This is a genomic window from Microcoleus sp. FACHB-1515 (assembly GCF_014696105.1).
In the GTDB taxonomy this organism is placed as follows: domain Bacteria; phylum Cyanobacteriota; class Cyanobacteriia; order Elainellales; family Elainellaceae; genus JAAUTJ01.
Window position 1 is genome coordinate 68,865 of sequence record NZ_JACJPO010000033.1, and the last position, 21,040, is coordinate 89,904.

General features: G+C 49.8%; 25 protein-coding genes and 1 pseudogene. 16 read left to right on the forward strand and 10 right to left on the reverse strand.

Annotated features, from left to right (window positions below):
- Positions 1 to 6 precede the first annotated feature (6 nt).
- Positions 7 to 369: a ferredoxin-thioredoxin reductase catalytic domain-containing protein gene (locus H6F67_RS11360; RefSeq protein WP_190766405.1), complete on the reverse strand. Its 363-nt coding sequence runs from the start codon at positions 367 to 369 to the stop codon at positions 7 to 9.
- Between the two features lie 139 nt (positions 370 to 508).
- Here H6F67_RS11360 and sufR point away from each other — a divergent pair, with 139 nt between their 5' ends.
- From sufR to H6F67_RS27675, 5 genes and pseudogenes are all read left to right on the forward strand, one after another.
- Positions 509 to 1,168 carry an iron-sulfur cluster biosynthesis transcriptional regulator SufR gene (gene sufR / locus H6F67_RS11365; protein WP_190766407.1) on the forward strand — a complete coding sequence of 220 codons (660 nt, stop codon included), beginning with the start codon at positions 509 to 511 and terminating at the stop codon, positions 1,166 to 1,168.
- A 13-nt stretch (positions 1,169 to 1,181) separates the two neighbouring features.
- On the forward strand, positions 1,182 to 1,601 hold the full coding sequence (locus H6F67_RS11370; protein WP_190766409.1) for a hypothetical protein: 420 nt from the start codon (positions 1,182 to 1,184) through the stop codon (positions 1,599 to 1,601).
- A 258-nt stretch (positions 1,602 to 1,859) separates the two neighbouring features.
- Positions 1,860 to 2,198, forward strand: a complete 339-nt coding sequence (locus H6F67_RS11375) for a hypothetical protein (protein WP_190766411.1) — start codon at positions 1,860 to 1,862, stop codon at positions 2,196 to 2,198.
- Between the two features lie 3 nt (positions 2,199 to 2,201).
- Positions 2,202 to 2,369, forward strand: a complete 168-nt coding sequence (locus H6F67_RS11380; protein ID WP_190766413.1) for a hypothetical protein — start codon at positions 2,202 to 2,204, stop codon at positions 2,367 to 2,369.
- A 91-nt stretch (positions 2,370 to 2,460) separates the two neighbouring features.
- A pseudogene (locus H6F67_RS27675) lies at positions 2,461 to 2,580 on the forward strand (IS630 family transposase); the annotation flags it as partial.
- A gap of 19 nt (positions 2,581 to 2,599) precedes the next feature.
- On the opposite strand, the gene H6F67_RS11385 reads toward H6F67_RS27675, so the two are convergent.
- The 3 genes from H6F67_RS11385 to H6F67_RS11395 all read right to left on the reverse strand — a co-directional run bounded on the left by H6F67_RS11385 (position 2,600) and on the right by H6F67_RS11395 (position 4,199).
- Positions 2,600 to 3,364, reverse strand: coding sequence for an alpha/beta fold hydrolase (locus tag H6F67_RS11385; protein WP_190766415.1), 765 nt, complete (start codon positions 3,362 to 3,364; stop codon positions 2,600 to 2,602).
- 59 nt (positions 3,365 to 3,423) lie between these two features.
- Complete coding sequence (gene fldA / locus H6F67_RS11390) at positions 3,424 to 3,936, reverse strand: flavodoxin FldA (protein WP_190766417.1); 513 nt, start codon at positions 3,934 to 3,936, stop codon at positions 3,424 to 3,426.
- A gap of 80 nt (positions 3,937 to 4,016) precedes the next feature.
- Positions 4,017 to 4,199, reverse strand: coding sequence for a hypothetical protein (locus H6F67_RS11395; protein WP_190766419.1), 183 nt, complete (start codon positions 4,197 to 4,199; stop codon positions 4,017 to 4,019).
- Positions 4,200 to 4,263: 64 nt separating this feature from the next.
- On the opposite strand from H6F67_RS11395, the gene H6F67_RS11400 reads away from it, so the two are divergent.
- Both H6F67_RS11400 and H6F67_RS11405 read left to right on the forward strand, forming a co-directional pair.
- Complete coding sequence (locus H6F67_RS11400) at positions 4,264 to 5,163, forward strand: M28 family peptidase (RefSeq protein ID WP_313926809.1); 900 nt, start codon at positions 4,264 to 4,266, stop codon at positions 5,161 to 5,163.
- Between the two features lie 313 nt (positions 5,164 to 5,476).
- Positions 5,477 to 6,964 (forward strand): alpha-amylase, encoded by a 1,488-nt coding sequence (locus tag H6F67_RS11405; RefSeq protein ID WP_190766421.1) that lies wholly within the window; start codon positions 5,477 to 5,479, stop codon positions 6,962 to 6,964.
- Between the two features lie 105 nt (positions 6,965 to 7,069).
- Here H6F67_RS11405 and H6F67_RS11410 read toward each other — a convergent pair whose 3' ends face one another.
- The gene (locus H6F67_RS11410) at positions 7,070 to 7,897 is read right to left on the reverse strand and encodes a pentapeptide repeat-containing protein (protein WP_190766423.1); all 828 of its coding nucleotides are present in this window, start codon (positions 7,895 to 7,897) and stop codon (positions 7,070 to 7,072) included.
- A 20-nt stretch (positions 7,898 to 7,917) separates the two neighbouring features.
- Between H6F67_RS11410 and H6F67_RS11415 the strand changes: the two genes are divergently transcribed.
- The gene (locus H6F67_RS11415) at positions 7,918 to 8,790 is read left to right on the forward strand and encodes a phosphodiester glycosidase family protein (protein WP_190766425.1); all 873 of its coding nucleotides are present in this window, start codon (positions 7,918 to 7,920) and stop codon (positions 8,788 to 8,790) included.
- A 15-nt stretch (positions 8,791 to 8,805) separates the two neighbouring features.
- Here the strand turns inward: H6F67_RS11415 and H6F67_RS11420 are convergent, their stop codons facing one another.
- Positions 8,806 to 9,168 (reverse strand): DNA-binding protein, encoded by a 363-nt coding sequence (locus tag H6F67_RS11420; protein ID WP_190766427.1) that lies wholly within the window; start codon positions 9,166 to 9,168, stop codon positions 8,806 to 8,808.
- Between the two features lie 50 nt (positions 9,169 to 9,218).
- Between H6F67_RS11420 and folD the strand changes: the two genes are divergently transcribed.
- From folD to H6F67_RS11435, 3 genes are read left to right on the forward strand one after another with little or no spacing between them, the layout of a single operon-like run.
- Positions 9,219 to 10,085, forward strand: coding sequence for a bifunctional methylenetetrahydrofolate dehydrogenase/methenyltetrahydrofolate cyclohydrolase FolD (gene folD / locus H6F67_RS11425; protein WP_190766457.1), 867 nt, complete (start codon positions 9,219 to 9,221; stop codon positions 10,083 to 10,085).
- 44 nt (positions 10,086 to 10,129) lie between these two features.
- Positions 10,130 to 11,032 (forward strand): geranylgeranyl diphosphate synthase CrtE, encoded by a 903-nt coding sequence (gene crtE / locus H6F67_RS11430; RefSeq protein ID WP_190766429.1) that lies wholly within the window; start codon positions 10,130 to 10,132, stop codon positions 11,030 to 11,032.
- Between the two features lie 9 nt (positions 11,033 to 11,041).
- Positions 11,042 to 11,512, forward strand: a complete 471-nt coding sequence (locus H6F67_RS11435) for a divergent PAP2 family protein (RefSeq protein ID WP_190766430.1) — start codon at positions 11,042 to 11,044, stop codon at positions 11,510 to 11,512.
- 47 nt (positions 11,513 to 11,559) lie between these two features.
- Here H6F67_RS11435 and H6F67_RS11440 read toward each other — a convergent pair whose 3' ends face one another.
- Positions 11,560 to 12,333 (reverse strand): ABC transporter permease, encoded by a 774-nt coding sequence (locus tag H6F67_RS11440; protein ID WP_190766432.1) that lies wholly within the window; start codon positions 12,331 to 12,333, stop codon positions 11,560 to 11,562.
- A gap of 32 nt (positions 12,334 to 12,365) precedes the next feature.
- Between H6F67_RS11440 and H6F67_RS11445 the strand changes: the two genes are divergently transcribed.
- The 5 genes from H6F67_RS11445 (at position 12,366) to H6F67_RS11465 (ending at position 18,603) form a co-directional block, all read left to right on the forward strand.
- Positions 12,366 to 14,279 (forward strand): FAD-dependent oxidoreductase, encoded by a 1,914-nt coding sequence (locus H6F67_RS11445; RefSeq protein ID WP_242020601.1) that lies wholly within the window; start codon positions 12,366 to 12,368, stop codon positions 14,277 to 14,279.
- Between the two features lie 126 nt (positions 14,280 to 14,405).
- Entirely contained in the window at positions 14,406 to 15,437 is a 1,032-nt protein-coding gene (locus H6F67_RS11450) for a restriction endonuclease (protein ID WP_190766434.1), read from the forward strand.
- A gap of 5 nt (positions 15,438 to 15,442) precedes the next feature.
- Positions 15,443 to 17,248, forward strand: coding sequence for a DNA methyltransferase (locus H6F67_RS11455; protein ID WP_190766436.1), 1,806 nt, complete (start codon positions 15,443 to 15,445; stop codon positions 17,246 to 17,248).
- 65 nt (positions 17,249 to 17,313) lie between these two features.
- Positions 17,314 to 18,378 (forward strand): aromatic ring-hydroxylating dioxygenase subunit alpha, encoded by a 1,065-nt coding sequence (locus H6F67_RS11460; protein WP_190766438.1) that lies wholly within the window; start codon positions 17,314 to 17,316, stop codon positions 18,376 to 18,378.
- A gap of 36 nt (positions 18,379 to 18,414) precedes the next feature.
- Positions 18,415 to 18,603, forward strand: coding sequence for a hypothetical protein (locus H6F67_RS11465; RefSeq protein ID WP_242020599.1), 189 nt, complete (start codon positions 18,415 to 18,417; stop codon positions 18,601 to 18,603).
- On the opposite strand, the gene H6F67_RS11470 is transcribed toward H6F67_RS11465, so the two are convergent.
- The 3 genes from H6F67_RS11470 to efp form a co-directional block, all read right to left on the reverse strand.
- Entirely contained in the window at positions 18,600 to 19,274 is a 675-nt protein-coding gene (locus H6F67_RS11470) for a sugar transferase (protein WP_190766440.1), read from the reverse strand. The genes H6F67_RS11465 and H6F67_RS11470 overlap by 4 nt on opposite strands.
- Positions 19,275 to 19,722: 448 nt before the next feature.
- Entirely contained in the window at positions 19,723 to 20,190 is a 468-nt protein-coding gene (gene accB / locus H6F67_RS11475) for an acetyl-CoA carboxylase biotin carboxyl carrier protein (RefSeq protein ID WP_190766442.1), read from the reverse strand.
- 76 nt (positions 20,191 to 20,266) lie between these two features.
- Positions 20,267 to 20,824 (reverse strand): elongation factor P, encoded by a 558-nt coding sequence (gene efp / locus H6F67_RS11480; RefSeq protein WP_190766445.1) that lies wholly within the window; start codon positions 20,822 to 20,824, stop codon positions 20,267 to 20,269.
- Between the last annotated feature and the right edge of the window lie 216 nt (positions 20,825 to 21,040).

Sequence of the window (21,040 nt, forward strand, 5' to 3'; positions counted from 1 at the left end):
CGGAAATTAATACTGATTGGTCGTTGATCGAATTTCTTCAAAGGTGATGTCTTGGCGATCGCCCGCAAAATCGTTGTCCTCGGTCAAAAACAACATACAGTGACATTCCTTACGTTCCCGCATTGGTACGCAGGGGCAATTCCAGTAAGCAGCCTCGGCCTCAGCCTTCTTGTCCTCATAGTGGCGGCAAGGACACAGGGGCGCACCCAGTTCATCTTTGTGCTTGGCTAAGCCTTCGATCACCACAGCCGTCACGCCCGGATCGACGCAAAAATACGTGCCTGTGCGCTTGGCGTATTGCTCGGAGAAGTGCCGCATGGCTTCGAGGCTTTTGTCAGAGGCTTGGGTTGTCTGAGTGCTTGTGTCCATAGGTAGGGCGAGGCGGGCAAATTAACTTCTATAATTAAAACAACATTCGGGTTGCTTAACTCTATTGTAAAGCACTTTAGCAACAAAGTTGTTGTTTAAGTTTTGTGAAACCCGATCGCCACCGTCATTTGGGAAGCTTATGACAGCCGCGCAGCAGCCTTCGACCAAACAGGATATCCTCCACTACCTGCTCAGGCAGGGCGAAGCGAGTGCCCAAGCGATCGCAGAAGAATTCAAGCTCAGCCAGCAAGCGATCCGCCGCCACCTCAAAGACCTGGAAACGGAAGGACTAATTGCGCATCAGGCGATTCAGGTTGGCATGGGGCGACCGAACTATGTGTATGAACTGAGTTCGCAGGGGCGCGATCGCCTCCGTCGCACCGACGATCGGGTGAGCGATCGCTACGACGAATTTGCTTTGTCGCTGCTGGACACGATCGCGGAAACGGTCGGTCAAGATCAGGTACGGACGATTTTGCGGAAGCAGTGGGAACGCAAGGCGATCGAATATCAGCAGCAAATCGGCGGCGGTTCGCTAGAAATGCGCGTTGCCAAGCTCGTCGAGCTTCGCAAGGCCGAAGGCTACATGGCCGAATATCACGCGATCGAGCCGACCGACACACAATTCATCATTACCGAATACAACTGCGCCATCTCCCACATCGCTGAATCCTTCCCTAGCGTCTGCGGCCACGAATTAGAAATGTTTGAGATCGCCCTTCAACCCTGCAAAGTACAAAGAACTCACTGGCTCGCAAACGGCGAACATCGCTGCGGCTATTTGATTCAGGCGAAGTAAGCGATCGCGGCTAATGATGAACACGCCAATCAGTGAGCAGGAAATTCTAGATTTTCTTACAGGCATTGAAGAAGGAAAAATAATCCTGATACCTAAGCATGAGCCGCAGCATATCTACGCAGGTAATGTCAGTTATAGAGCAAGCAACAATTGGACAATCGTGATCTTTAACGATGCGAATGAGTGGGATTACATTGATTGCATCAAGACAGATAACGGACGGAAGATTGATTTCAATCAGATAGAACTGCTTCCAGTGGTCGGAAAATACTATCCAAGTGCAGAAGTATCTTGGACGAGATATGGAATACCGGGATACTGCAAGTTTCGCTGTACAAAGTGCGGAAGTTTGATTCAAGCTTCAAAAGAATCTATTTACATTTGCCAGCAGTGTGAGCGATCGCCCTCATCCAGAAATTTGAACATCCTCTAAAAAGATTCTGCCTGTTTCTGTTTGGCTTTTTCGAGATTGTTCAATGAGGTTGGTGAAGGTTGGATTGAGGCTGAGGCTGAGGGATTCTAGGTCGATCGATCGAAGTGGCGGCGATCGGCTAACCGTTGCACATTAAAATCATGAACTGCTCGGTTCCACTGTAGGTTTCAAGTAGAGCAGCGATTTCAACTGTTTTCATATCTCTAATTTCGATCGCGCAGATATCCTATAAATAAATCCATTTAACAATCGTTTCCCATGACAGAACCTTTACAGCCTGCCGATTTTCTCACAGCGGAAGAATCCGCCGCAGTCGATCGCGCCCTCCTGATTACCCGCGATAAATTTCTGACTCGCGTGGCGATCTATTCGCTGCGATCGCTGCGTCAAATTGCCGAAACGTCTGGGCAGGCGATCGATGACAAACTCGGCAAACTGTTTATTTTGATATGGCTCGCGCATAATTGGAATTGGTTTTTGATAGAGCGTATCGCTTGCGAGAATCTGCGGCCAGTCGAGATTGGTATGTTCAACCACACCTGCTTCTTTCATGACTTTGAGGAATTCAAAGGCAATCAAACCTTGTCCGATCGCTGAAGGATGAACACCATTCAGGCTGAAAAAACCACCATGCCGCAATCGCTCTTGAGCATCGGCATGATAATACTTGGTATCCACTCGCGGATAGCAGAAATCAAAGTATCCAGGAAACTCGTACTGCACTTTGCCTGCATTGCGCTTGAAGGCGATATCCTGCAATCCCTTTGAGATATCAACAATGTGATAGCGCTGCTTTGATAGCTTCTGATTTTTCTTTTTCACGCAACACTAAATTGAAGGTCGTTGCGCTGCCGGAACAAGCAAGATTGAACACGGGTGGAGTGTGCTCAAGCATTGGATGCGACAACGGTGGGATGAGTTTGAGACCTTTCGTGATTGGGTCGATGCTGCCAAAAACCGTCCTAACCTGTCTGCGTAGCGCTATATTTTGCGAAAAACTAGGCGATCGAGATATCAGCAAACTGTTGAACTGAATCGATCGCTGCCTCGTTTTTGAAAGGCAACTGCCAAAACTTGAAAATTTCTTGACTCACCTGCTCTGAATACGTGTAATGAAAAAAGTGTCTGCCGCCTGGACAAAGCCACAACCGCGATCGGGCTGAATCTTTTAGCAAATGCTGCTGCCAGCGTTGAATTTGACTTGGATCGATCACCACATCATCCATGCTGCCGCAAATCAACAGCGGCACATCAACCTGAACGGGAGGCAGGCTAATTTGTCGAAGCAAGCTATGTGGAGAAAGAGAGCGATCGAGGTCAATTTCTAATATTTTGATTAGCGTTGCAAGCATCGATCGCTCCTGATAGCCAAACAGTCCATGAATCAGATGCGCGAGAATCTTTTCGCGACTGCAAGGCAAAAGCTGCCGCTGAGCGTAGTAGTGAGACTGCCAGGTTTGAGCAGGTTGAAATCCAACTGAAAGTAATGTCAGCGATCGCACTCGTTCTGGATGCCGCTGGGCATAAAGCAGTCCCAAAAGACCGCTGGTGCTGTGTCCAATTAAGTCAATTGGGCGATCGCGCTGCTTGAGATAGTCATGCAGCAAAACCAGCGCAGATTCAAACGAACAGGCTTCATCAAGGCTCTGACCATACTCCCACTGAGCGATCGCCACTTGCTTTGACAAACAGCGCAAAGTGGGGCGATCGAAACACTTAAAGCTTGGACTGACTGTTAGCCACAGGGCATCGAGATTCGGCATGAAATTTTCCAAAACTAGAATGAAAGAGATTTGAGGGGCGCGAAACCCCTCACGATCGACTAAAGCGCAAACTCTTGTTGAAGCTGTGCGACCCAAGCTTGAATGCGATCGCTTGTCAGCTCCGGCTGATTGTCTTCATCGATGGCAAGACCGCAAAATTTACCGTCGCGCAGTGCTTTCGACTCATTAAACTCATAACCTTCGGCTGACCAATAGCCGATCGTTGTTCCGCCTTGTTCTGAAATTTTTTCTTCCAAAATGCCGATCGCATCCTGAAAATTATCGGCATAGCCTACTTGATCACCCGCCCCAAAGTAAGCCACTTTTTTACTAGAAAAGTCAATGTTATCTAGCTCATCGAAAAAGGCTGCCCAGTCGCTTTGCAATTCGCCAATGTTCCAAGTTGGACAGCCGATGATGATGCGATCATAAGCTTCAAAATCGCTTGGTTCAGCGCTAAAAATTTCATGCAAAGTAACGACTGATTCGCCGCCAAAAGCCTGCTGAATCATCTGGGCGATCGATTCAGTATTGCCAGTTTGAGTGCCAAAAAATAAGCCAATTTTCGCCATATTTGCTCCTATTGTGGTGAATTCGATCGTGTTTCCTCAACTGCGGCGGATCGGCCTACCTTGCGGACATCAATACAAAATTAGTCGCTGCCAAAAGCGGAACTAACAAGCGTAGAAATCGCTTCAATTCCGTCATCAACTGCGATCGAAGCGGCGATCGCAATCAGCAGTAACGGTGCAACGCAAAGCGCATCGATGGCGCTACCGAGTCTGCTCGGATTTGCTCGTGTGCGGATCATAAACTTGTTGAGAACAATCGTCATTAAGTTGAACGAGAACAGCATAACCTGAAAGCCTGCGCTAATTGAGAATTACTTGCAGCTAATTTTGATTAGAATTTTTTATGAATTGCGATTTGTCGAACCGCGATCGCGCTACGGTAAACAGATGCAGCTTGATTTCGATGCGCTCAAAGCCAGGTTGATCGAACATTTACAGCAGATTGCTCGACCTCGCGATCCGTTTTTGGCAAGTGAGGGACACTTTTTTGTCAGGCAGTATGTGCGCGAGCAGTTGGCACAGTGGGGCGCGATCGAAGTTCATGCGTTCACCTACCAAGGTCGTACCCACGAAAATTTCATTCTTAACCTTCCTGGAACTCGATCGACGCTGCCCATTTTGGTCGGTGCTCATTTTGACGCAATTCCTGGAACAGCGGGAGCCGATGACAACGCGACCGGAGTAGCCGTATTGCTGGAACTGGCGCGATCGATTTCCCAGATGCCTGCCCGCTCTCCCATTCGCTTTGCAGCGTTTGATCTCGAAGAATATGGCTTGCTTGGCAGTCGTGCTTATGCAAATCAGTTGCAAGAACCGCTTAAATTGATGCTGTCGCTGGAGATGCTGGGCTATTGCGATCGCAGGCCGCAGTCGCAGAACTATCCAGCCAAGCTACAGTACCTCTATCCAAATCACGGCGATTTCATCGCGCTGATCGGCAACTGGCGATCGAGCTTGAACTTATTGCGAATAACTTTCAGCTTGCGGCGAAGCGGTGTGCCTGCCCAATTGCTGCCAGCGGGCGATCGCGGCTTATTTTTACCGACGATTCGCCGCAGCGACCATGCGCCGTTTTGGGATTTGGGCTATCCGGCTATTTTGGTGACGGATACGGGGGACTTGCGTAATCCCCACTATCATCAGCCGAGCGATCGCCTTGAAACAATCGATTTGGATTTTCTGACGCGCGTTTGTGCTGGACTGACAGCAAGCTTGCGCTATTTGTAGCTAATTTTACCGTTTGCGAGTCGATCGCCTGCCGCAAACTTTCTGCCTTCATTGGGAGCGATCGACCTCCTGCGGAAAGAGGTTACGCTCTGAAATCCTCGATCTTAAGCGTTTTTGTTTACGTCTTAAAGCAGAAGTGAAGTCAAAAAAATCGAATCTATGTCGTAAGTGTACTCCGTAATATTTCCCTTGGACAGATAGATTTTGGTTGATTAATCCCCTAGAGTAACAGCATTGTTAGATCGAACCGCTCGAAAAACTTCTGCTTCTACGCTTCAACCCTTTATTAATATCTTTTGCTTTGAGGAATCCTATGTCTGAACCGAATGGCGTGATGATGCAATATTTCCACTGGTATTCCCCCAGTGATGGAAGTTTTTGGAATCGGCTTGCAGAAAATGCCGAGGAACTTGCGAAAGCTGGCATCACTTCGCTCTGGTTGCCGCCTGCCTACAAAGGAATTGGTGGCACTTCCGAAGTTGGCTATGCGGTTTACGACCTTTATGATTTGGGTGAATTTAATCAAAAAGGTACAGTACGCACTAAGTACGGCACAAAGGAAGAATATCTGCGATCGATCGCTGCGGCAAAAGCAGCGGGTTTGCGTTTATATGCTGATGTTGTGTTTAATCACATGCTGGGAGCAGACGAACAAGAAGAAGTTCGAGCTACACCTTTTCATCCAGAAGATCGTAACGCTGTCATTGGAGACTATCAGCCGATCAAAGCCTGGACAAAATTTACGTTTCCCGGTCGCGATGGCAAGTATTCAAACATGCAGTGGAACTGGACTCATTTTGATGCGATCGACTACAACGCTTGGGAACAGCATCAGCAAGCCATCTATCTTTTAGAGGGCAAACAGTTTGATGACAATGTGGATTCAGAAAAGGGCAGCTATGACTATTTAATGGGTTGTGACCTGGACATGGATAACCCAGAAGTGCGCGAAGCCCTGAAGCGTTGGGGTGAATGGTACATGGATTTGACTGACATCGACGGCTTCAGATTTGATGCGGTCAAGCATGTCTCCGGCGCATTCTTCCACGAATGGTTTGAACACATGCGCCACTATGCCCAGCGCGATCTATTTGCAGTCGGCGAATATTGGTCATATGAAGTGGAAGCCCTGCATCATTTCATCAGCTTGACGCAAGGAAAAGTGGCGCTATTTGATGCACCGCTGCACTACAACTTTCATGCAGCCAGTAAAGCAGGCGATCGCTACGACATGCGCCAAATCTTCGACAATACGCTGGTACAGCAGCAGCCCAGTCTCGCCGTCACGCTAGTTGAAAATCACGATTCTCAGCCGCTCCAGTCGCTCGAATCTCCGGTTGAATCTTGGTTTAAACCGATCGCTTATGCACTCATTTTGCTGCGGCGAGAAGGCTATCCCTGCATCTTTGAAGCAGACTACTATGGCGCTAATTATTGCGACTATGGCGGTGACGGCAATGAGCATGAAATCTGGCTCGATAGCCATCGCTGGATAATCGACAAATTCCTGTTTGCTCGCCATAACTACTCCTATGGAGAGCAGTACAGCTATTTTGATGAGCCGAATTTGATCGGTTGGACGCGCTTAGGAAATGAGCAGCATCCGGGCGGCATGGCAGTTGTTTTGAGCAACGGTGCAGGCGGTGCAAAATGGATGGAAGTTGGTCAGCCGAACTGCACCTATGTTGATATCACTGAGCACATTCAAGAGCCTGTGACAACCAATGAATTTGGCTGGGGTGCGTTTTCGTGCAGTGGTGGTTCGGTATCAGTTTGGGTGCCGCAGTCCGAAGAAAGCTAGGTAGCTGAGTAGTTCTCTTCCAACTAACAATCCGATCTAAAACCCAAAGCCGATCGATAAGCGATCGGCTTTGGGTCTCCTGTTTTTTAATTGAATTGTGTCTATCTACTGATCATCCAAATTTGTGAATCCGATCGCACCCGCAAAGTCAGCATTTCTTAAGATCGTATTTGCGAATTTTGCCCCAGTTAAATCGGCTTGGTAGAAGCAAGTTTCACCAAGCGATCGAACGATTTTAGCAAGTCGAATCAGGGTGCTTAAAGTGATAGCGAAATAGGCAAGTGAAACAACAGTGAAAATTAATCCAAGCGATCGATATCCGCTTGCAGTGGCAGCCGCGATCGCCCAAGTTCCCGTAAACCAAGCGAGCGCATAGGCTGCGATCGTCGCACAAACCAAAGCAGGCGCGATCGACAGAGTGTGGCGCGTCCTCAAGCCATACCCCAGCAAAATGAAGCAGACGATGCCGCCTGCAACAGCACTGGCGATCGCCATGCGTGCGTCATTGCCTGCCGATCGCCCGCCGTAGTAGAAGCTCAGCAGTGCGCCGGATGCTGTTCCCGACAGCAGCGTGGCGGCAGGGTGGGGCAGCAAAATTGCGGTGGCGGCGATCGTCAAAGCTACACACAGGGCGATCACAAACGACCAGCCGGATTCTGCCGCCGTGCGACCAAGGACGCCAAACAGCATATGGCTGATAGCGTCGAACATTGCGATCGCGATAGTCAGCATGACTCCCAGCGGCAGCAAAAGCCGTTGACGAGATTGGCCGAGGCGGGCGGAATCAAAATTGGCCGATCGCAGCCTTGCTCTGCTGAAGTCGCAGCCGCGCAAATCTGCCCCGCGAAAGTCTGCGCCGCAAAGGTCTTGCCGCCGAAAGCTGCGGTTGCGTAAATCTTGATGAGCAAAATTCAGCGAAGATAAAGGCGACATCGATCGAGGCGGTGGAATTGATGAAGTACAAAATGGCGGCGATCGCCGCATTGCTATTGCCATTCGTACTCTATGCCGTCCTCTGCTGGCAACGTCCACCGCAAACGAACGAGGTGCGATTCCTGTTTCCAGGCATTGCCTACCAGCGCGAATTTCGCCGCGATCCTCGCCCGATGATGATTCACATCGTTTCGATCGACCTGACGACTCCGGGTTTGCGGGTGTTTGTCACGCCTGGAAATCCGACGCCCGATCGAACCGAAACGATCGCCCAAACCACAGCCGAATTTTTGCGCGAGTTTGACTTGCAGCTTGCTGTCAACGCCAGCTTTTTCTTTCCCTTCCGCGAAGAAACGCCCTGGGATTTTTATCCGCACAGCGGCGATCGCGTCAACACGATCGGCAAATCGATCGCGCAGGGCAATTCCTATTCCGTCCGTGAACCCGGATGGCCTGTTTTGTGCTTTGCGAGCGATCGCGCCCAAATTGTCGAAGCCAACTGTCCGCCGAACACGACTGAGGCCGTTGCAGGCAGCGAAATTTTGCTCGCTCAGGGTCGATCGATCGTCGCTGATTCCACTCAACCTGACCCGCCCTATGCTCGCACGGTTGTCGCGATCGCGCCTTCGAGTCAGCAAATCTGGCTGATTGCGATCGACGGCAAGCAGCCGCTTTACAGCGAAGGCGCAACGCTGGCCGAAGTCGCATCGATCGCGCTGGGCTTGGGAGCGAATAGCGCGATTAATCTGGATGGCGGCGGCTCGACCACGCTGGCCGTTCGGACGAACCAAAAAGTGACGATTTTGAATGCGCCGATTCACACCAAACTGCCGATGCGCCAGCGTCCGATCGCCAACCACATCGGATTTGCAGTGCGATCGAATGGGTCGTAGCGATCGCGAAACCGCCTACAGTCTGTCGCGTTCTTCGATGTAGACTTCGCCTTGTTCTTGCCCGTTCACCTCAATGCTTTCAAACCGCACCGTGCCGCGAATTTTCACGGTTTCGCCTGGCTGCACTGCCGTTTTGGTCAACACCCAAACATCACCCGATTCGTCTTTGAGTTCATACATTTGCTGATCGACCATCGGCACAACTTGGCGAACGGTTCCTTCTAAATAAACGCTCCAGCCGATCGGCGGGTTCGATCGCACCTGCGCGATCGAGCTTGTCCAGGGAATGCCGACCTGCGCGGCCATGACGCTACAGCTTGTCAAGCCAAACAGCAGCACCAGCAACAGCAGCTTTCGCACGGTCAATCTGTGAGACACTGGCAAAGATAGCGGGGGTGAAATCCGTTCCCACTTTAGCGGATGAGGATATGGCGGGGCTACTCGACGGCAAAGCACTAGCACAGCAAATTCAAGCCAAGCTGACGCAGCAGGTAGAAGCGTTTCGATCGCAGGGGCAGCGATCGCCCGGATTGGCCGTTGTTCGCGTTGGTGACGATCCGGCCAGTGCTGCCTATGTGCGCGGCAAAGAGCGAGCCTGTGCCAACGTGGGCATCGATTCGTTTGGTCAGCATTTTTCCGCTGATGCCACGCAAGAACAGGTCGCAACCGCAATTCACAAGCTCAATCAGGACGATCGCGTAGACGGAATTCTCGTTCAGTTGCCGCTGCCCAAACATCTCGATGCCGTTGCGCTGCTCAACTCGATCGATCCCGCCAAAGACGCAGACGGACTCCACCCCACAAACATGGGTCGCTTGGTGCGCGGCGAATCGGGATTGCGAAGCTGTACGCCCGCAGGCGTGATGGAAATTCTTAGAGCATATGACATTGATCCCAAAGGCAAGCAGGCGGTTGTGCTGGGACGCAGCATTCTCGTCGGGAAACCGATGGGATTGATGCTTTTGGAAGCCGATGCGACTGTGACGATCGCTCACTCCCGCACCCCAGATATTGCCGCGATCGCCCGCACTGCCGATATTTTCGTTGCCGCTGTTGGCCGAGCGGGATTTGTCACACCAGACATGGTGAAACCGGGCGCAACCGTGATCGACGTGGGAATCAACCGGATCGAAAATCCCGACGGCAGTACGCGACTGGTGGGCGACGTGCAGTTTGACGCGGTTGAGGCGATCGCCTCCTGGATTACGCCCGTCCCCGGTGGCGTCGGCGCGATGACAGTTGCCATGCTGCTGCAAAATACGGTATGGAGTTATAGCCAGCGATCGATACGCTAGCGCCTGTGTTGGAAAGCCCTTTAGCATTCAAACGTTGAATCGTCATGACAAACACCATCACCCCCTTTGACCTCTCCACCTACCTGCGCGATCGCCAAAGCCAAGTCGAGGTCGCGCTGGAGAATTCGATCGCGGTGACGTATCCCGAAAAGATTTATGAGGCGATGCGCTATTCGCTGCTGGCGGGCGGAAAGCGCTTGCGTCCGATTTTGTGTTTGGCAACTTGCGAACTGATGGGCGGATCGATCGATCAGGCGATGCCGACCGCCTGCGCCCTGGAAATGATTCACACCATGTCGCTGATTCACGATGACCTTCCGGCAATGGATAACGACGACTATCGGCGCGGCAAACTCACCAATCACAAAGTTTATGGCGAAGACGTGGCGATTTTGGCCGGAGACGGACTGCTAGCTTATGCGTTCGAGTACATCGCTGTTCAGACACGCAATGTCGCGCCCGATCGCGTCCTGCAAGTGATCGCCCGCTTGGGTCGGGCAGTCGGTGCGGCGGGACTGGTCGGCGGGCAAGTCGTCGATCTGGAAGTGGAAGGTAAGCCGGATGTGTCGATCGAAACCTTAACTTTCATCCATCGCCACAAAACCGCCGCTCTGCTGGATGCTTCGGTCGTGTCGGGCGCAATCCTGGCGGGGGCAAATGCGGCAGATGTCGATCGCCTGTCGAACTACGCGCAAGACATCGGGCTGGCCTTTCAAATTGTCGATGACGTGCTGGACATCACGGCCACTCAGGAAGAACTCGGCAAAACGGCGGGAAAAGATGTTCAGGCGCAAAAAGCGACCTATCCGAGCTTCTGGGGCATCGAAGAATCGCAGCGGCAGGCGCAGCAGCTTGTCGATCGCGCCAAGGCCGGACTGGATGTTTACGGTGAGGCGGCAAAACCGCTTCAGGCACTCGCAGACTACATCACCGCCCGCCACAACTAGGACGCATTCATGCAGGACATCGGTGACATTTTTCATAATTTCGCGCTGATCATTGCCATCTCAGCCAGTCTCATTGCCCAAATTCTGAAGCTGGCGATCGAACTGCTCCGACATGGCAAAGTCAATTTTCGCACTCTGGTCGAAACTGGCGGAATGCCCAGCGCTCATTCCGCTTTTGTAACCGCGCTGGCGACCTGTGTGGGAATCCTGACGGGCTGGGCAAGTGCCGAGTTTGCGATCGCCTTTGTCTTCGCGCTGATCGTCATGTACGACGCGGCGGGCGTCCGGCAGGCGGCAGGCAAGCAAGCCCGCATCCTCAATCAAATCGTCGATGAACTGTTTCACGAAAAAACCGAGTTCACCGAAGCCCGCCTGAAAGAACTGCTCGGCCACACGCCGTTTCAGGTGATCATCGGCTGTTTGCTGGGCATTGCGATCGGTTGGGCAGGAATGATCATGGCCTCCCCTGCGATCGGATGAAGGCGTGAGGCGATCGCGAAACTGCCGTTTCTGTACAGAAACAATTTCTACAGCCTTCTTTCAACATTGAGCATTCGACGGTAGGAAAGCCAGCCTGCTGCGACCATTGCAAACGCGAAAATAGCAAGGAATTGAAAGTGAGGAGCGATCGCACTCAGGTCATCGCCATTCGCAGAAACTTTGGTTAACGCTTCGTTCATGTGATAGATCGGGTTGAATTTTGCCAGATTCAACAGCGATTCCGGAAAGAGGGAAATGGGCAAAAATGCGCCGCCCAAAATCAACAGCGGTACGCCAAAAGTGGCGACAAGCGCGTTGACATCTTCGATGCGGCGGGCGAGTTGGGTTCCCAAAATGAAGCCAACCCCGACGTAGGAAATGATGCTGAGGAGAAGAATGACCACTCCCAGCAGCAGCGATCCCTGAAATTGAACTTGCCAAAAGGACGCGATCGCATACACCAAAATCGCTTGACCCAGCCCAATGCAGGCATGAGCTAGAAAAATTCCTAAGAAATAGGCCGTTCCGCTCAAAGGTGAGATAAATAAACGTTTGAGGGTTTGCTGTTCGCGTTCGGCCACTACCGTCGCCACGCTGCCGCCCAAGCAGCTAAAAAACAGCGCCGCGCCCACCAACGTCGAAGGAGCCGCATTGCCAAACGCCACGTCCATCGCTAAATTTGCCCGATCTGCCAAGATCGTTCCGTTGAGCAAAAGAATCGAAACGGGGAAAATACTCCAAAAAATCAGGCTGCGTCGCCTGCGTAACAACTCAGTCAAGATTCTTTGTGCTACTGCTACAGTTTCGCGCCAGTATTTCATGTTCAGGAGTGGTTTTCCGAGTGAGTCGATCGATGTTTGAGTTTGAATTTTCGCGCCGCACTCTGCTCAAAATGTTTGGAGTAGGAGCCGTCAGCGGTGCGATCGGGTATTCGCGCTTCGCCAAGCCGCAGCCCAGCGTGTATCAGCAAGATACTTTGGATTTGCCCAAATATCTTGGAAATCAATCTAAAACTGTAGTCGTCGTGGGGGGCGGACTGGCGGGATTAGCCTGCGCCTACGAGCTATCGCAGCGCGGATTTGCCGTCACCTTGCTGGAGCGATCGCCCCAACTCGGCGGAAAAATCGCCAGTTGGCCGATCCGAGTTGGCAACGACGAATTTATGATGGAGCATGGCTTTCACGGCTTCTTCCCGCAGTATTACAACCTGAAAAGCATCGTCTCGGAACTGGCAATTCAGGCAAACTTTGTTGATTTGGAACGCTATTCGGTCGTGTTCCGCGACAATGCCTATCAGCCGGAAGTGTTTCGCCCCAGCCACTCCGCCTTTCCCTGGAATATCATCGATTTGGCGATCGCTTCCCCCAACCGCTTCCGCTGGGGCATCAACCTGACGCATCCCGCTCACTTGCAGGTATTCCGAGCGATCAGCGGCTTCCACCAGCAAAAAAGCTTCGCCCGCCTCGATCATCTTTCAGTTACCGATTGGGTGGCAGACGATTTTCCTCGCGGCCTGTATGACCTCTACTTTCTGCCGTTTGCCAAATCCAGCCTCAACGCGCCCGACCTGATGAGCGCAGGCGAACTGATGCAGTTTTTCCACTTCTACTTCTTCGGCAATCCTGAAGGACTCGCTTTCAACGGCACAAGGCAGGACATGGGAACTTCGCTCGTCCAGCCGATCGCCCAATCGATCCGCGCCAAAGGCGGCCAAATCATTACGGGAGCGAATGTGAGTGCGATCGCCTGCACCGAGGGAAAAGTCTGCAATCTCAGCTATCAAACAGGCGAAGCCGAAACAATCCCGTTCTGGGTATCGCAAAATCAAACGATCCCCGCAACCGAAGGCAAGGAATTTTTTGGCGCGGGCGATCGCGTCTTTGCCGTCACTGAGGATAAAGCGATTTCGCTCACCTGCACTCACCAAGGCTGCACCGTTCAACCGCAAGAAAACGGTGAATTCCACTGCCCCTGTCACGGCGCAATTTTCGATGCTGAAGGCCGAGTGGTGAAGGGGCCAGCCCAACGAGATTTGCCAAAATTTCAAGTTAGTCAGCGTGACGGCGATCAGGTGCAGCTTGCCGCGATCGAACCTTCCGCCCCACCTTCCCAAACAATTCAGGCCGACTACTACGTTTTTGCCACAGATGTTCCGGGTGTACAGCAACTCTTTACCCGCATGGACGGCGCAAATGCTGAAGTGCGATCGCAGATTTCTAAACTCGTGGTGGCCGATCCGTTTGCGGTTTGTCGGTTCTGGTTCGATCGCACCTTCGACTGGGAACACAGCAATTTCACGTCACTTTCCGGCTACAAGCTCACCGACAGCATCACGCTTTACCACCGCATCCAAGATCAGTTCATCGAATGGAATGCGCGGACAGGCGGCAGCGTCGTCGAACTCCACGCCTACTGCTACAAAGAAAAAGATTTCCCCACACAGCAAGATTTGCTCGCCACTTTCGAGCAAGAACTGTATGAAATTGTGCCGAGCTTGAAAGAAGCAACCCTGCTGCATCGTGAACTGGTGAACCAGAAAAACTTCTCCGGCTATCCGCCCGGAAGCTATGCCGATCGCCCCGAAACCATCACCGCCATTCCCAATCTTTTATTCGCCGGAGATTGGGTGAAAATGCCCTTTCCCAGTGGCTTAATGGAGCGGGCAATTAGTAGCGGATTGTTGGCAGCAAATGGCATTTTGCATCAGGAAGGACTGCAAAGGCGATCGCTGTTCACCGTCAATCCGGAAGGCTTGCTGCAAATTTAACTAGCAAATGCAGTGCAGATGGTTCGGTTTAACAATTAACTATCTGCACTGCAACCTCACCACAACCAATTTCTAGATTTGATGGTGTATATTGTTTACCCCAGGCAAAACGTCATTCCTAGTCCTATGAATTATCGCCGTACTGTTGAACAACTGGAACAAAATGCTGCTTTGTCATGGCCTGTTGAACTTGCAGATGAAGATGCTGGTGCAGCAGTGATAACTGAACTATTAAAGACACAAGATGAATTTATCTCAATTCTAAATTTTCCGGTACGCACTGTTGAAGAATTTTTGAACATATTGCCGTCAGCAACAATGCGACCGAACTTGTTCTTAAAACACCTAGTTGTTCTATCAGACTTCAGCGGCGAAAATATTAAACGAACTATCACAAACCTGAGAAAGTATATTCCTTCTGGTGAGCTTCAGTACGAGTGGGACGGGCAGGTTAGAGCTTACTGCTTTCAATCCCTATTCAATGCAAACTCAGGCAACATCAAGAAAAAAATTGGTATTGAAGGCTCAACTCTTTTTCAGAATTATGAGCTAAATGAATACATTAAAGAGTTGATTGTTTTACTTCTAGTTGGGTCAAACGCATTAGATGAAGAGACTTCTGCCTGGTTTGCCAAATGCGAAATCTGCAACTATCTTGGCAGCAAAAGTAAATTAGAGGAATATGTAAAACAACGGTATATTTGGGTAAGTACGATATCGAAAGGGACGACCTCAAATTCACTCGGCCATGCAGCGCAAGACTTTGTAGCAGAATTTCTAGAAGAAAATATTTCTTTAGATGGTGTTAGAGTTCGGAAAGATGGTAGCTTGCCAGGTGTAACACACTATGATCCTGCATCCGGTAAAGAAACGAACTTTGATCTTGTTGTTTCCCGAAATAATAACTATGTTGGCATCGAAGTAAGCTTTCAGGTTACAACAAACAGCGTGATACAACGTAAGTCAAGGGAAGCTAGTGCTAGCTACACTCAGGTGCAGCAGGCAGGACACAAACTGGCTTATGTCGTTGATGGTGCTGGAAACTTCGAGCGGCATCAAGCAATACGCCTTATCTGTGAGAATAGCGATTGTTCTGTCGCATTTACTCCATCCGAACTGATGAGACTAGCAGAATTTATTACTGAGTTTCTAGGGTAGAGTTTATGACACATTTTTCTGAAGATGGTAAGTCTTTATCAATCAATCAAGTCACAATTACAGAGCAAGAAAATATCAGCCAGCATATAGCCGGATTTAATGATGTCTGCCTAATTGTCCTACCTATTCGATCACAGTCAGATAGCTTTTACTCTGTCCTAAAAGAATCTATTGAACTTTTAGGAAAAAATGCTACTCTGATTACCATTGGTAGCTCGAATCAGCTTGTTCATGTTCAGTCAAACGTTCCGCTGGTTTATCAACTATGGATAAGTATCAAGCGAAAAACACCTCAATATAGTGTTGAAAAACGATCGCTTCCAAACTACCACTTTGGCGCACTCGTTCACACAGCTTATCAAGGAGCTTTAAAGCATACTGTCACCCGCATCAAATATACGTATTGTCCAGCTTGTGACAGAACAACAAAAGATTATGGTGGAAAGAAGCACACTTATAATTCTTATGGAACTTTAATTTCAGATATTTGGCGTGATATTGCCTGCGACTTAGAGGCAGACCTGTCTGATGTAATCGAAAGATTCTCTGATTTGTTTGGACTTGAAGGCTATCAAGAATTACGAGTATTAGATTGTCGAAATCTAAAAAATTCAACCTTCTATGCTACTGAGAACCAAAGTGTTCTTTATAAATCCCAACTCAGCTTATTCAGCGAAACTGCTTGTTCTGAGGATGCCATTAGCCAGTTGATTAACGGTGATTGTCTTGAGCAATTAAAGCAGCTACCAAGCAACTCAGTGGATTTTGCTTTTATTGACCCACCCTATAATCTTGGCAAAAACTACAACGGTTATTCGGATGATTTGTCAATACAAGAGTATTTCTTATGGTGTGATATTTGGATCAAAGAAGTTGCACGTGTTTTACGACCGGGACGTACACTTGCAATTCTAAATATACCTTTATGGGCTATCCGACACTTTTTGTTTTTGGAGAAGATTTTAGAATTTCAGAACTGGATAGCTTGGGATGCTTTATCTTTTCCTGTGCGGAAGATTATGCCCGCTCACTATGCCATTCTCTGTTTTAGCAAAGGAAAATCGCGATCGCTTCCTGGTCTTGTTAATCAGAAAAATAGCCTCGATACACCAAGTAGCTCCAGAACTTTTCTGCCACTGGCTCCATTAGCTCAGAATTATTGCTTACGCGCAGAGTGCGTCCGTAAACGAAATGCGCTTGAATTAACGGACAGAGGGATGCTAACCGACTTGTGGTGGGATATTCATCGTCTAAAGCACAATAGCCGCCGAGTTGATCATCTTTGTCAACTACCTCCTCAATTGCTGTATCGCTTAATTTGTATTTTTACAAATAGAAACGAGGTTGTTTTGGACTGCTTTAACGGAGTAGGCACAACGTCCCTTACAGCTCACCAACTTGGAAGACAATACATCGGTATTGAAATCTCTGAGAAATATCATCAAATTGCGGAAGCAAGACATGAAGAAATTCGTCAAGGACTTGATCCTTTTAGAAAAGAAGAGCGAAAGCTGACGGAGAAAAACAGTCGTGTTCCCCGTAAAATTAAACAGGTTTATGAAATTTCAAAGAAAGAGTTACAACTAGAGGTAAAACGAGTGGCAAATCAGCTAGGCAGAATGCCCTCTCGTGAAGATGTAATCAATTATGGAAAGTATTCAATTCGATATTATGATGAGTACTTTTCAAGTTGGGGTGAGGCTTCTGCGGCTGCACGTCATGATGGTATGTCGGAGAGCAGAGCTAATAGTCAGGATGACAACTTAAAGAATGCAGCAAATAACAACAGACAGCTTGGCCTATTTAGCTAAAATCTGGAAGAAGCAAATTTCAAGTTTTCAAGTAAGAACTATTTATTAATCAACGAAATTTTGTTATGACCTCTACATCCGATCGCCCCACTTCTTCAATTCATGATGTCCGGCAAGCAGGCATCAACCCGAATCACTGGTATGTCGTTGCTCAAAGCAGCGAAGTGACAACCAATCCGATCGCCATCACGTTATGGAATCGATCGATCGTTCTGTTTCGCGATTCACAAGGCAAAATCAACGCCTTGGAAGATCGCTGTCCACATCGGCAGGTGAAGCTGAGTCATGGCGTAGTGAAGGGCGATCGCATCGAGTGCGCCTATCATGGCTGGTGCTTTGATGGGTCAGGAAAATGTGTGGACGTGCCGTATTTGGAGGAGAATCAAAAATTACCGAGCGGCAAAATTCAAGCTTATCCGGTGCGAGAACAAGATGGATTTATTTGGCTGTTTCCGGGTGAGAAGAAGGCGGAATCGATCGACCTTTTCGGCATTCCTGAATGGGATCATCTCAATTACATTGCCACTGTTTCAGTCATCGATTGCAACGCTCATTATTCATATCTGATCGAGAATTTGATGGATATGTATCACGGGCATTTGCATGATAATTGGCAAGCCTGGGCTGATCCGGTTTTGCAGGAATTGCAGGAAACGAGCGATCGCGTTGATGCCCTCTACCAAGCCCAAAGCTATTACAAAATCGATAAAATTTGGTCAATTTCACAGCTATTTTTTCCTGCCCTGAGGCGACTGCATCCTGAACCGTTGAATGTCAGCTATGTATATCCGCATTGGGTTTCGACCTTGGGCAATGACTTTAAGATTTACTGTTTGTTTTGTCCGCGATCGCTCACTTCAACTCGCGCTTATCTGATTCATTTCACGTCACTCAATGCTTTTTGGCGGCTGCACAAATTGCCCGTTCCCTTCCGGCGATTTGTCAAGAATCGTTTATTTGGTTCGGCGCAAAAGCTGCTCGATGGTTTGGTGCGTCAAGATGTACTCATGATCGAAGAAGAGCAGCAGGCGTATCTGAACAATCCGCAGCAGCGCGGCCATGAATTTAACCGCACACTCGCTAGCGTTCAGCGATTAATTCGCGCTCAGGCCGATTTGGAGGAAAACTAATGACTGAGAAACCGAATTTGCTCAAAGCATCAGAGATTGCATCAGCCGCCGCATCATCTCCGCAATCCTTTCGATGAAGATCTGGTTTATCTCGTGGGTGGTGAAAAAGTTCGCTTTGATATTGGCGTTTTTCCACGACAAGGCAAACGCGGAATTCGCGATGGAGATTCTGCTTATCTCGTCGATGATTCTGCTCTGCAAGACTTTTGGAAATCCAAGGATTAGTAGGCTGAACCCTTCTTAAAAAGCACTTGAATCGTTCTGAAAATAATCACGAAATCGTAGAGCGGATGCCATTGATTTTGGTAGCGTAAATCGAGATCGACAATTTTTTCAAAGTCTTTGATGCTCGATCGCCCGTTCACCTGCCATTCTCCGGTCAGTCCGGGTTTGACGTTTAATCGCTGCCAGTGGCGATCGCTGTAGTGCTGCACTTCATCCGCCGTTGGCGGGCGTGTTCCCACCAGGCTCATTTCGCCTATGAAAACGTTCCAAAACTGCGGCAGTTCATCAAGACTTGTCTGGCGGAGAAAGCGACCGACACGAGTGATGCGCGGGTCTTGTTCGTTCTTAAAAATTAAGCCTTTGGCTTCGTTGGGAATCAGTGCTTTGAGTTCGTCGGCGTTTGGCACCATCGATCGAAACTTGTACATCGTAAACGTTTTTCCGTGCAGTCCATAGCGCTCCTGCTTGTAAAAGATCGGCCCTGCACTGTCGAACTTGATGGCGATCGCGATCGGCAAAAACACCGCAGCAAAAATGAGTAAGCCAACTAAACTGCCCAAAAGATCGAGGGTTCGCTTGATGATGCAAGCGGTAGAAGGATGCGGCAAGCGATTAAGGGAGGGCAACGCAAGGACGGCTTCTGAATCGGGTTCTGCTGCACTGCGGTTCATAATTGAGCGTCCTGATATAGACCGTGAAAATACTTATTTATATCTATTCCGGAATGTTAGGGCGCAACTGAAAATGCAGCAGAAGGAATTGGGTCGTCTTTGCAAAATCTTTAAGGGTACAGCAAAATTCTTCAACTCCATGAAGATTCGATGAAGCTTGCAGCGTTGAGGCTCTCAAGAAGTAAAGGAACTTTGCTCAATTGAGGTAATTGTTAACAAAATCTAAGCAAGTCGTCAAGCAGCAAAATTGGAGCGATGCGGGGCGATCGCTCCTCCTGGCAATTCGGCGCTGTCAACTGCTCGACTGGTGAGTTTTAACAGGCATTGATTCTCCCCCACCCGCCTTGCTAAGGAGGGAGCCAAACCACCCCTCAAAGTCCCCCTTGATGAGGGGGATTTAGGGAGATCTCCACCGGAAAACCAAACAACCAGAAGGTCTGAACACACCCTAGCCTGGGTTGACGCGCATCAGCGGCTGGCCGTACTCAACGGGCTGACCATTCTGCACCAAAATCTCAACAATTTCTCCGGCCACTTCCGCTTCTAGCTCGTTCATCAGCTTCATCGCCTCAATGATGCAAACCGCCTGCCCAACGCGGATGCGATCGCCCACTTCCACATAGGGCGGCTCTTCTGGTCCCGGTGCGCGATAGAACGTGCCAACCATTGGTGAAACCACTTCCAGCAGGCGATCGGCTTTGGGCGGTGGCGTTGGAGCAGCGGCAGGAACAGGAACAGGCGGCGGTGCAACTGCGGAGGGCAGTTCAGGTGCATCAGGTGGAGGTGGGCGATCGCTGCCTGCTCGGTCTTTGCGGACGGTTAATTCAAAATCGCTGCTTTTGATCGAGAGTTCTGCAATATCGGTCTGCTGAAGTACCGCGAGCAGTTCGCGAATTTCATTAAAATTTAATTCCACAGTTTTTGCCTAACATACAGTGCGCTTGAGCGAGTGGGTGAGGAGCGAACCACTGTCAAGACGCTCGAAATTGAAGCTATTCGCGACCGAGGTATTTGTCGTCGCGGGTGTCGATGCGGATGCGCTCACCGATCGAAATAAACAACGGCACTTGCACTTGCGCTCCGGTTTCGACGATCGCGGGTTTGGTTCCGCCTGTTGCCGTGTCGCCTTTGACACCCGGATCGGTCTGCGTCACCTCTAGAACAACGGAGTTTGGCAGTTCCACGTCAATCACCTGATCGCCCCAGCGCACCACGTTGACTTCCATGCCGTCCTTGAGATATTTAACGCGATCGCCAATTTGGGCAGCGCTGAGGCGACCTTCCTCGTAGCTTTCCATGTCCATGAAAACGTAGTCGTCGCCCTCTTTGTAGGTGTGCTGCATCGTGGATTTTTCCAGGACGGCCTGCGGCACAGTTTCGCCTGCTCGAAAGGTGCGCTCAACCACGTTGCCATTTTGGGCGTTTTTGAGCTTGGTACGAACGAAGGCAGACCCTTTTCCTGGCTTGACGTGCAAAAACTCCACTACGCGCCAAACGGAGCCGTCAAGAACAATGCTGACACCAGGGCGAAAGTCGTTACTGGAAATCATGAATTTTGCTGCTTTGCGAGGACAATCGGCTATCTATTGTACCGCTGTTGCTGGTCGTCTTTGCATTGAAGTGAGGGGGCGGGCAGGGCAAACGCATCTAAATTGAGGTTGGAGTAATTGGGGTAGGATGCAGGCTTACGCTAAATCTGCTCCATGTCATGGATGAATTGACGATTGCTCCGACCATTCTCAACCATTTTGCCAGCCTGGAAGATC

Excerpts from the sequence above, each read along its gene's own strand:
- efp (WP_190766445.1), bottom strand. The coding sequence starts at position 20,824 with ATGATTTCCAGTAACGACTTTCGCCCTGGTGTCAGCATTGTTCTTGAC.
- H6F67_RS11385 (WP_190766415.1), bottom strand. The coding sequence starts at position 3,364 with ATGCCGAATCTCGATGCCCTGTGGCTAACAGTCAGTCCAAGCTTTAAG.
- H6F67_RS11370 (WP_190766409.1), top strand. The coding sequence starts at position 1,182 with ATGATGAACACGCCAATCAGTGAGCAGGAAATTCTAGATTTTCTTACA.
- folD (WP_190766457.1), top strand. The coding sequence starts at position 9,219 with ATGGCGGGGCTACTCGACGGCAAAGCACTAGCACAGCAAATTCAAGCC.
- H6F67_RS11470 (WP_190766440.1), bottom strand. The coding sequence starts at position 19,274 with ATGAACCGCAGTGCAGCAGAACCCGATTCAGAAGCCGTCCTTGCGTTG.
- H6F67_RS11455 (WP_190766436.1), top strand. The coding sequence starts at position 15,443 with ATGACACATTTTTCTGAAGATGGTAAGTCTTTATCAATCAATCAAGTC.
- H6F67_RS11415 (WP_190766425.1), top strand. The coding sequence starts at position 7,918 with ATGAAGTACAAAATGGCGGCGATCGCCGCATTGCTATTGCCATTCGTA.
- crtE (WP_190766429.1), top strand. The coding sequence starts at position 10,130 with ATGACAAACACCATCACCCCCTTTGACCTCTCCACCTACCTGCGCGAT.
- H6F67_RS11440 (WP_190766432.1), bottom strand. The coding sequence starts at position 12,333 with ATGAAATACTGGCGCGAAACTGTAGCAGTAGCACAAAGAATCTTGACT.
- H6F67_RS11445 (WP_242020601.1), top strand. The coding sequence starts at position 12,366 with ATGTTTGAGTTTGAATTTTCGCGCCGCACTCTGCTCAAAATGTTTGGA.
- H6F67_RS11360 (WP_190766405.1), bottom strand. The coding sequence starts at position 369 with ATGGACACAAGCACTCAGACAACCCAAGCCTCTGACAAAAGCCTCGAA.
- fldA (WP_190766417.1), bottom strand. The coding sequence starts at position 3,936 with ATGGCGAAAATTGGCTTATTTTTTGGCACTCAAACTGGCAATACTGAA.
- H6F67_RS11375 (WP_190766411.1), top strand. The coding sequence starts at position 1,860 with ATGACAGAACCTTTACAGCCTGCCGATTTTCTCACAGCGGAAGAATCC.
- sufR (WP_190766407.1), top strand. The coding sequence starts at position 509 with ATGACAGCCGCGCAGCAGCCTTCGACCAAACAGGATATCCTCCACTAC.
- H6F67_RS11410 (WP_190766423.1), bottom strand. The coding sequence starts at position 7,897 with ATGTCGCCTTTATCTTCGCTGAATTTTGCTCATCAAGATTTACGCAAC.
- H6F67_RS11380 (WP_190766413.1), top strand. The coding sequence starts at position 2,202 with ATGAACACCATTCAGGCTGAAAAAACCACCATGCCGCAATCGCTCTTG.
- H6F67_RS11435 (WP_190766430.1), top strand. The coding sequence starts at position 11,042 with ATGCAGGACATCGGTGACATTTTTCATAATTTCGCGCTGATCATTGCC.
- H6F67_RS11460 (WP_190766438.1), top strand. The coding sequence starts at position 17,314 with ATGACCTCTACATCCGATCGCCCCACTTCTTCAATTCATGATGTCCGG.
- H6F67_RS11405 (WP_190766421.1), top strand. The coding sequence starts at position 5,477 with ATGTCTGAACCGAATGGCGTGATGATGCAATATTTCCACTGGTATTCC.
- H6F67_RS11450 (WP_190766434.1), top strand. The coding sequence starts at position 14,406 with ATGAATTATCGCCGTACTGTTGAACAACTGGAACAAAATGCTGCTTTG.
- H6F67_RS11395 (WP_190766419.1), bottom strand. The coding sequence starts at position 4,199 with ATGACGATTGTTCTCAACAAGTTTATGATCCGCACACGAGCAAATCCG.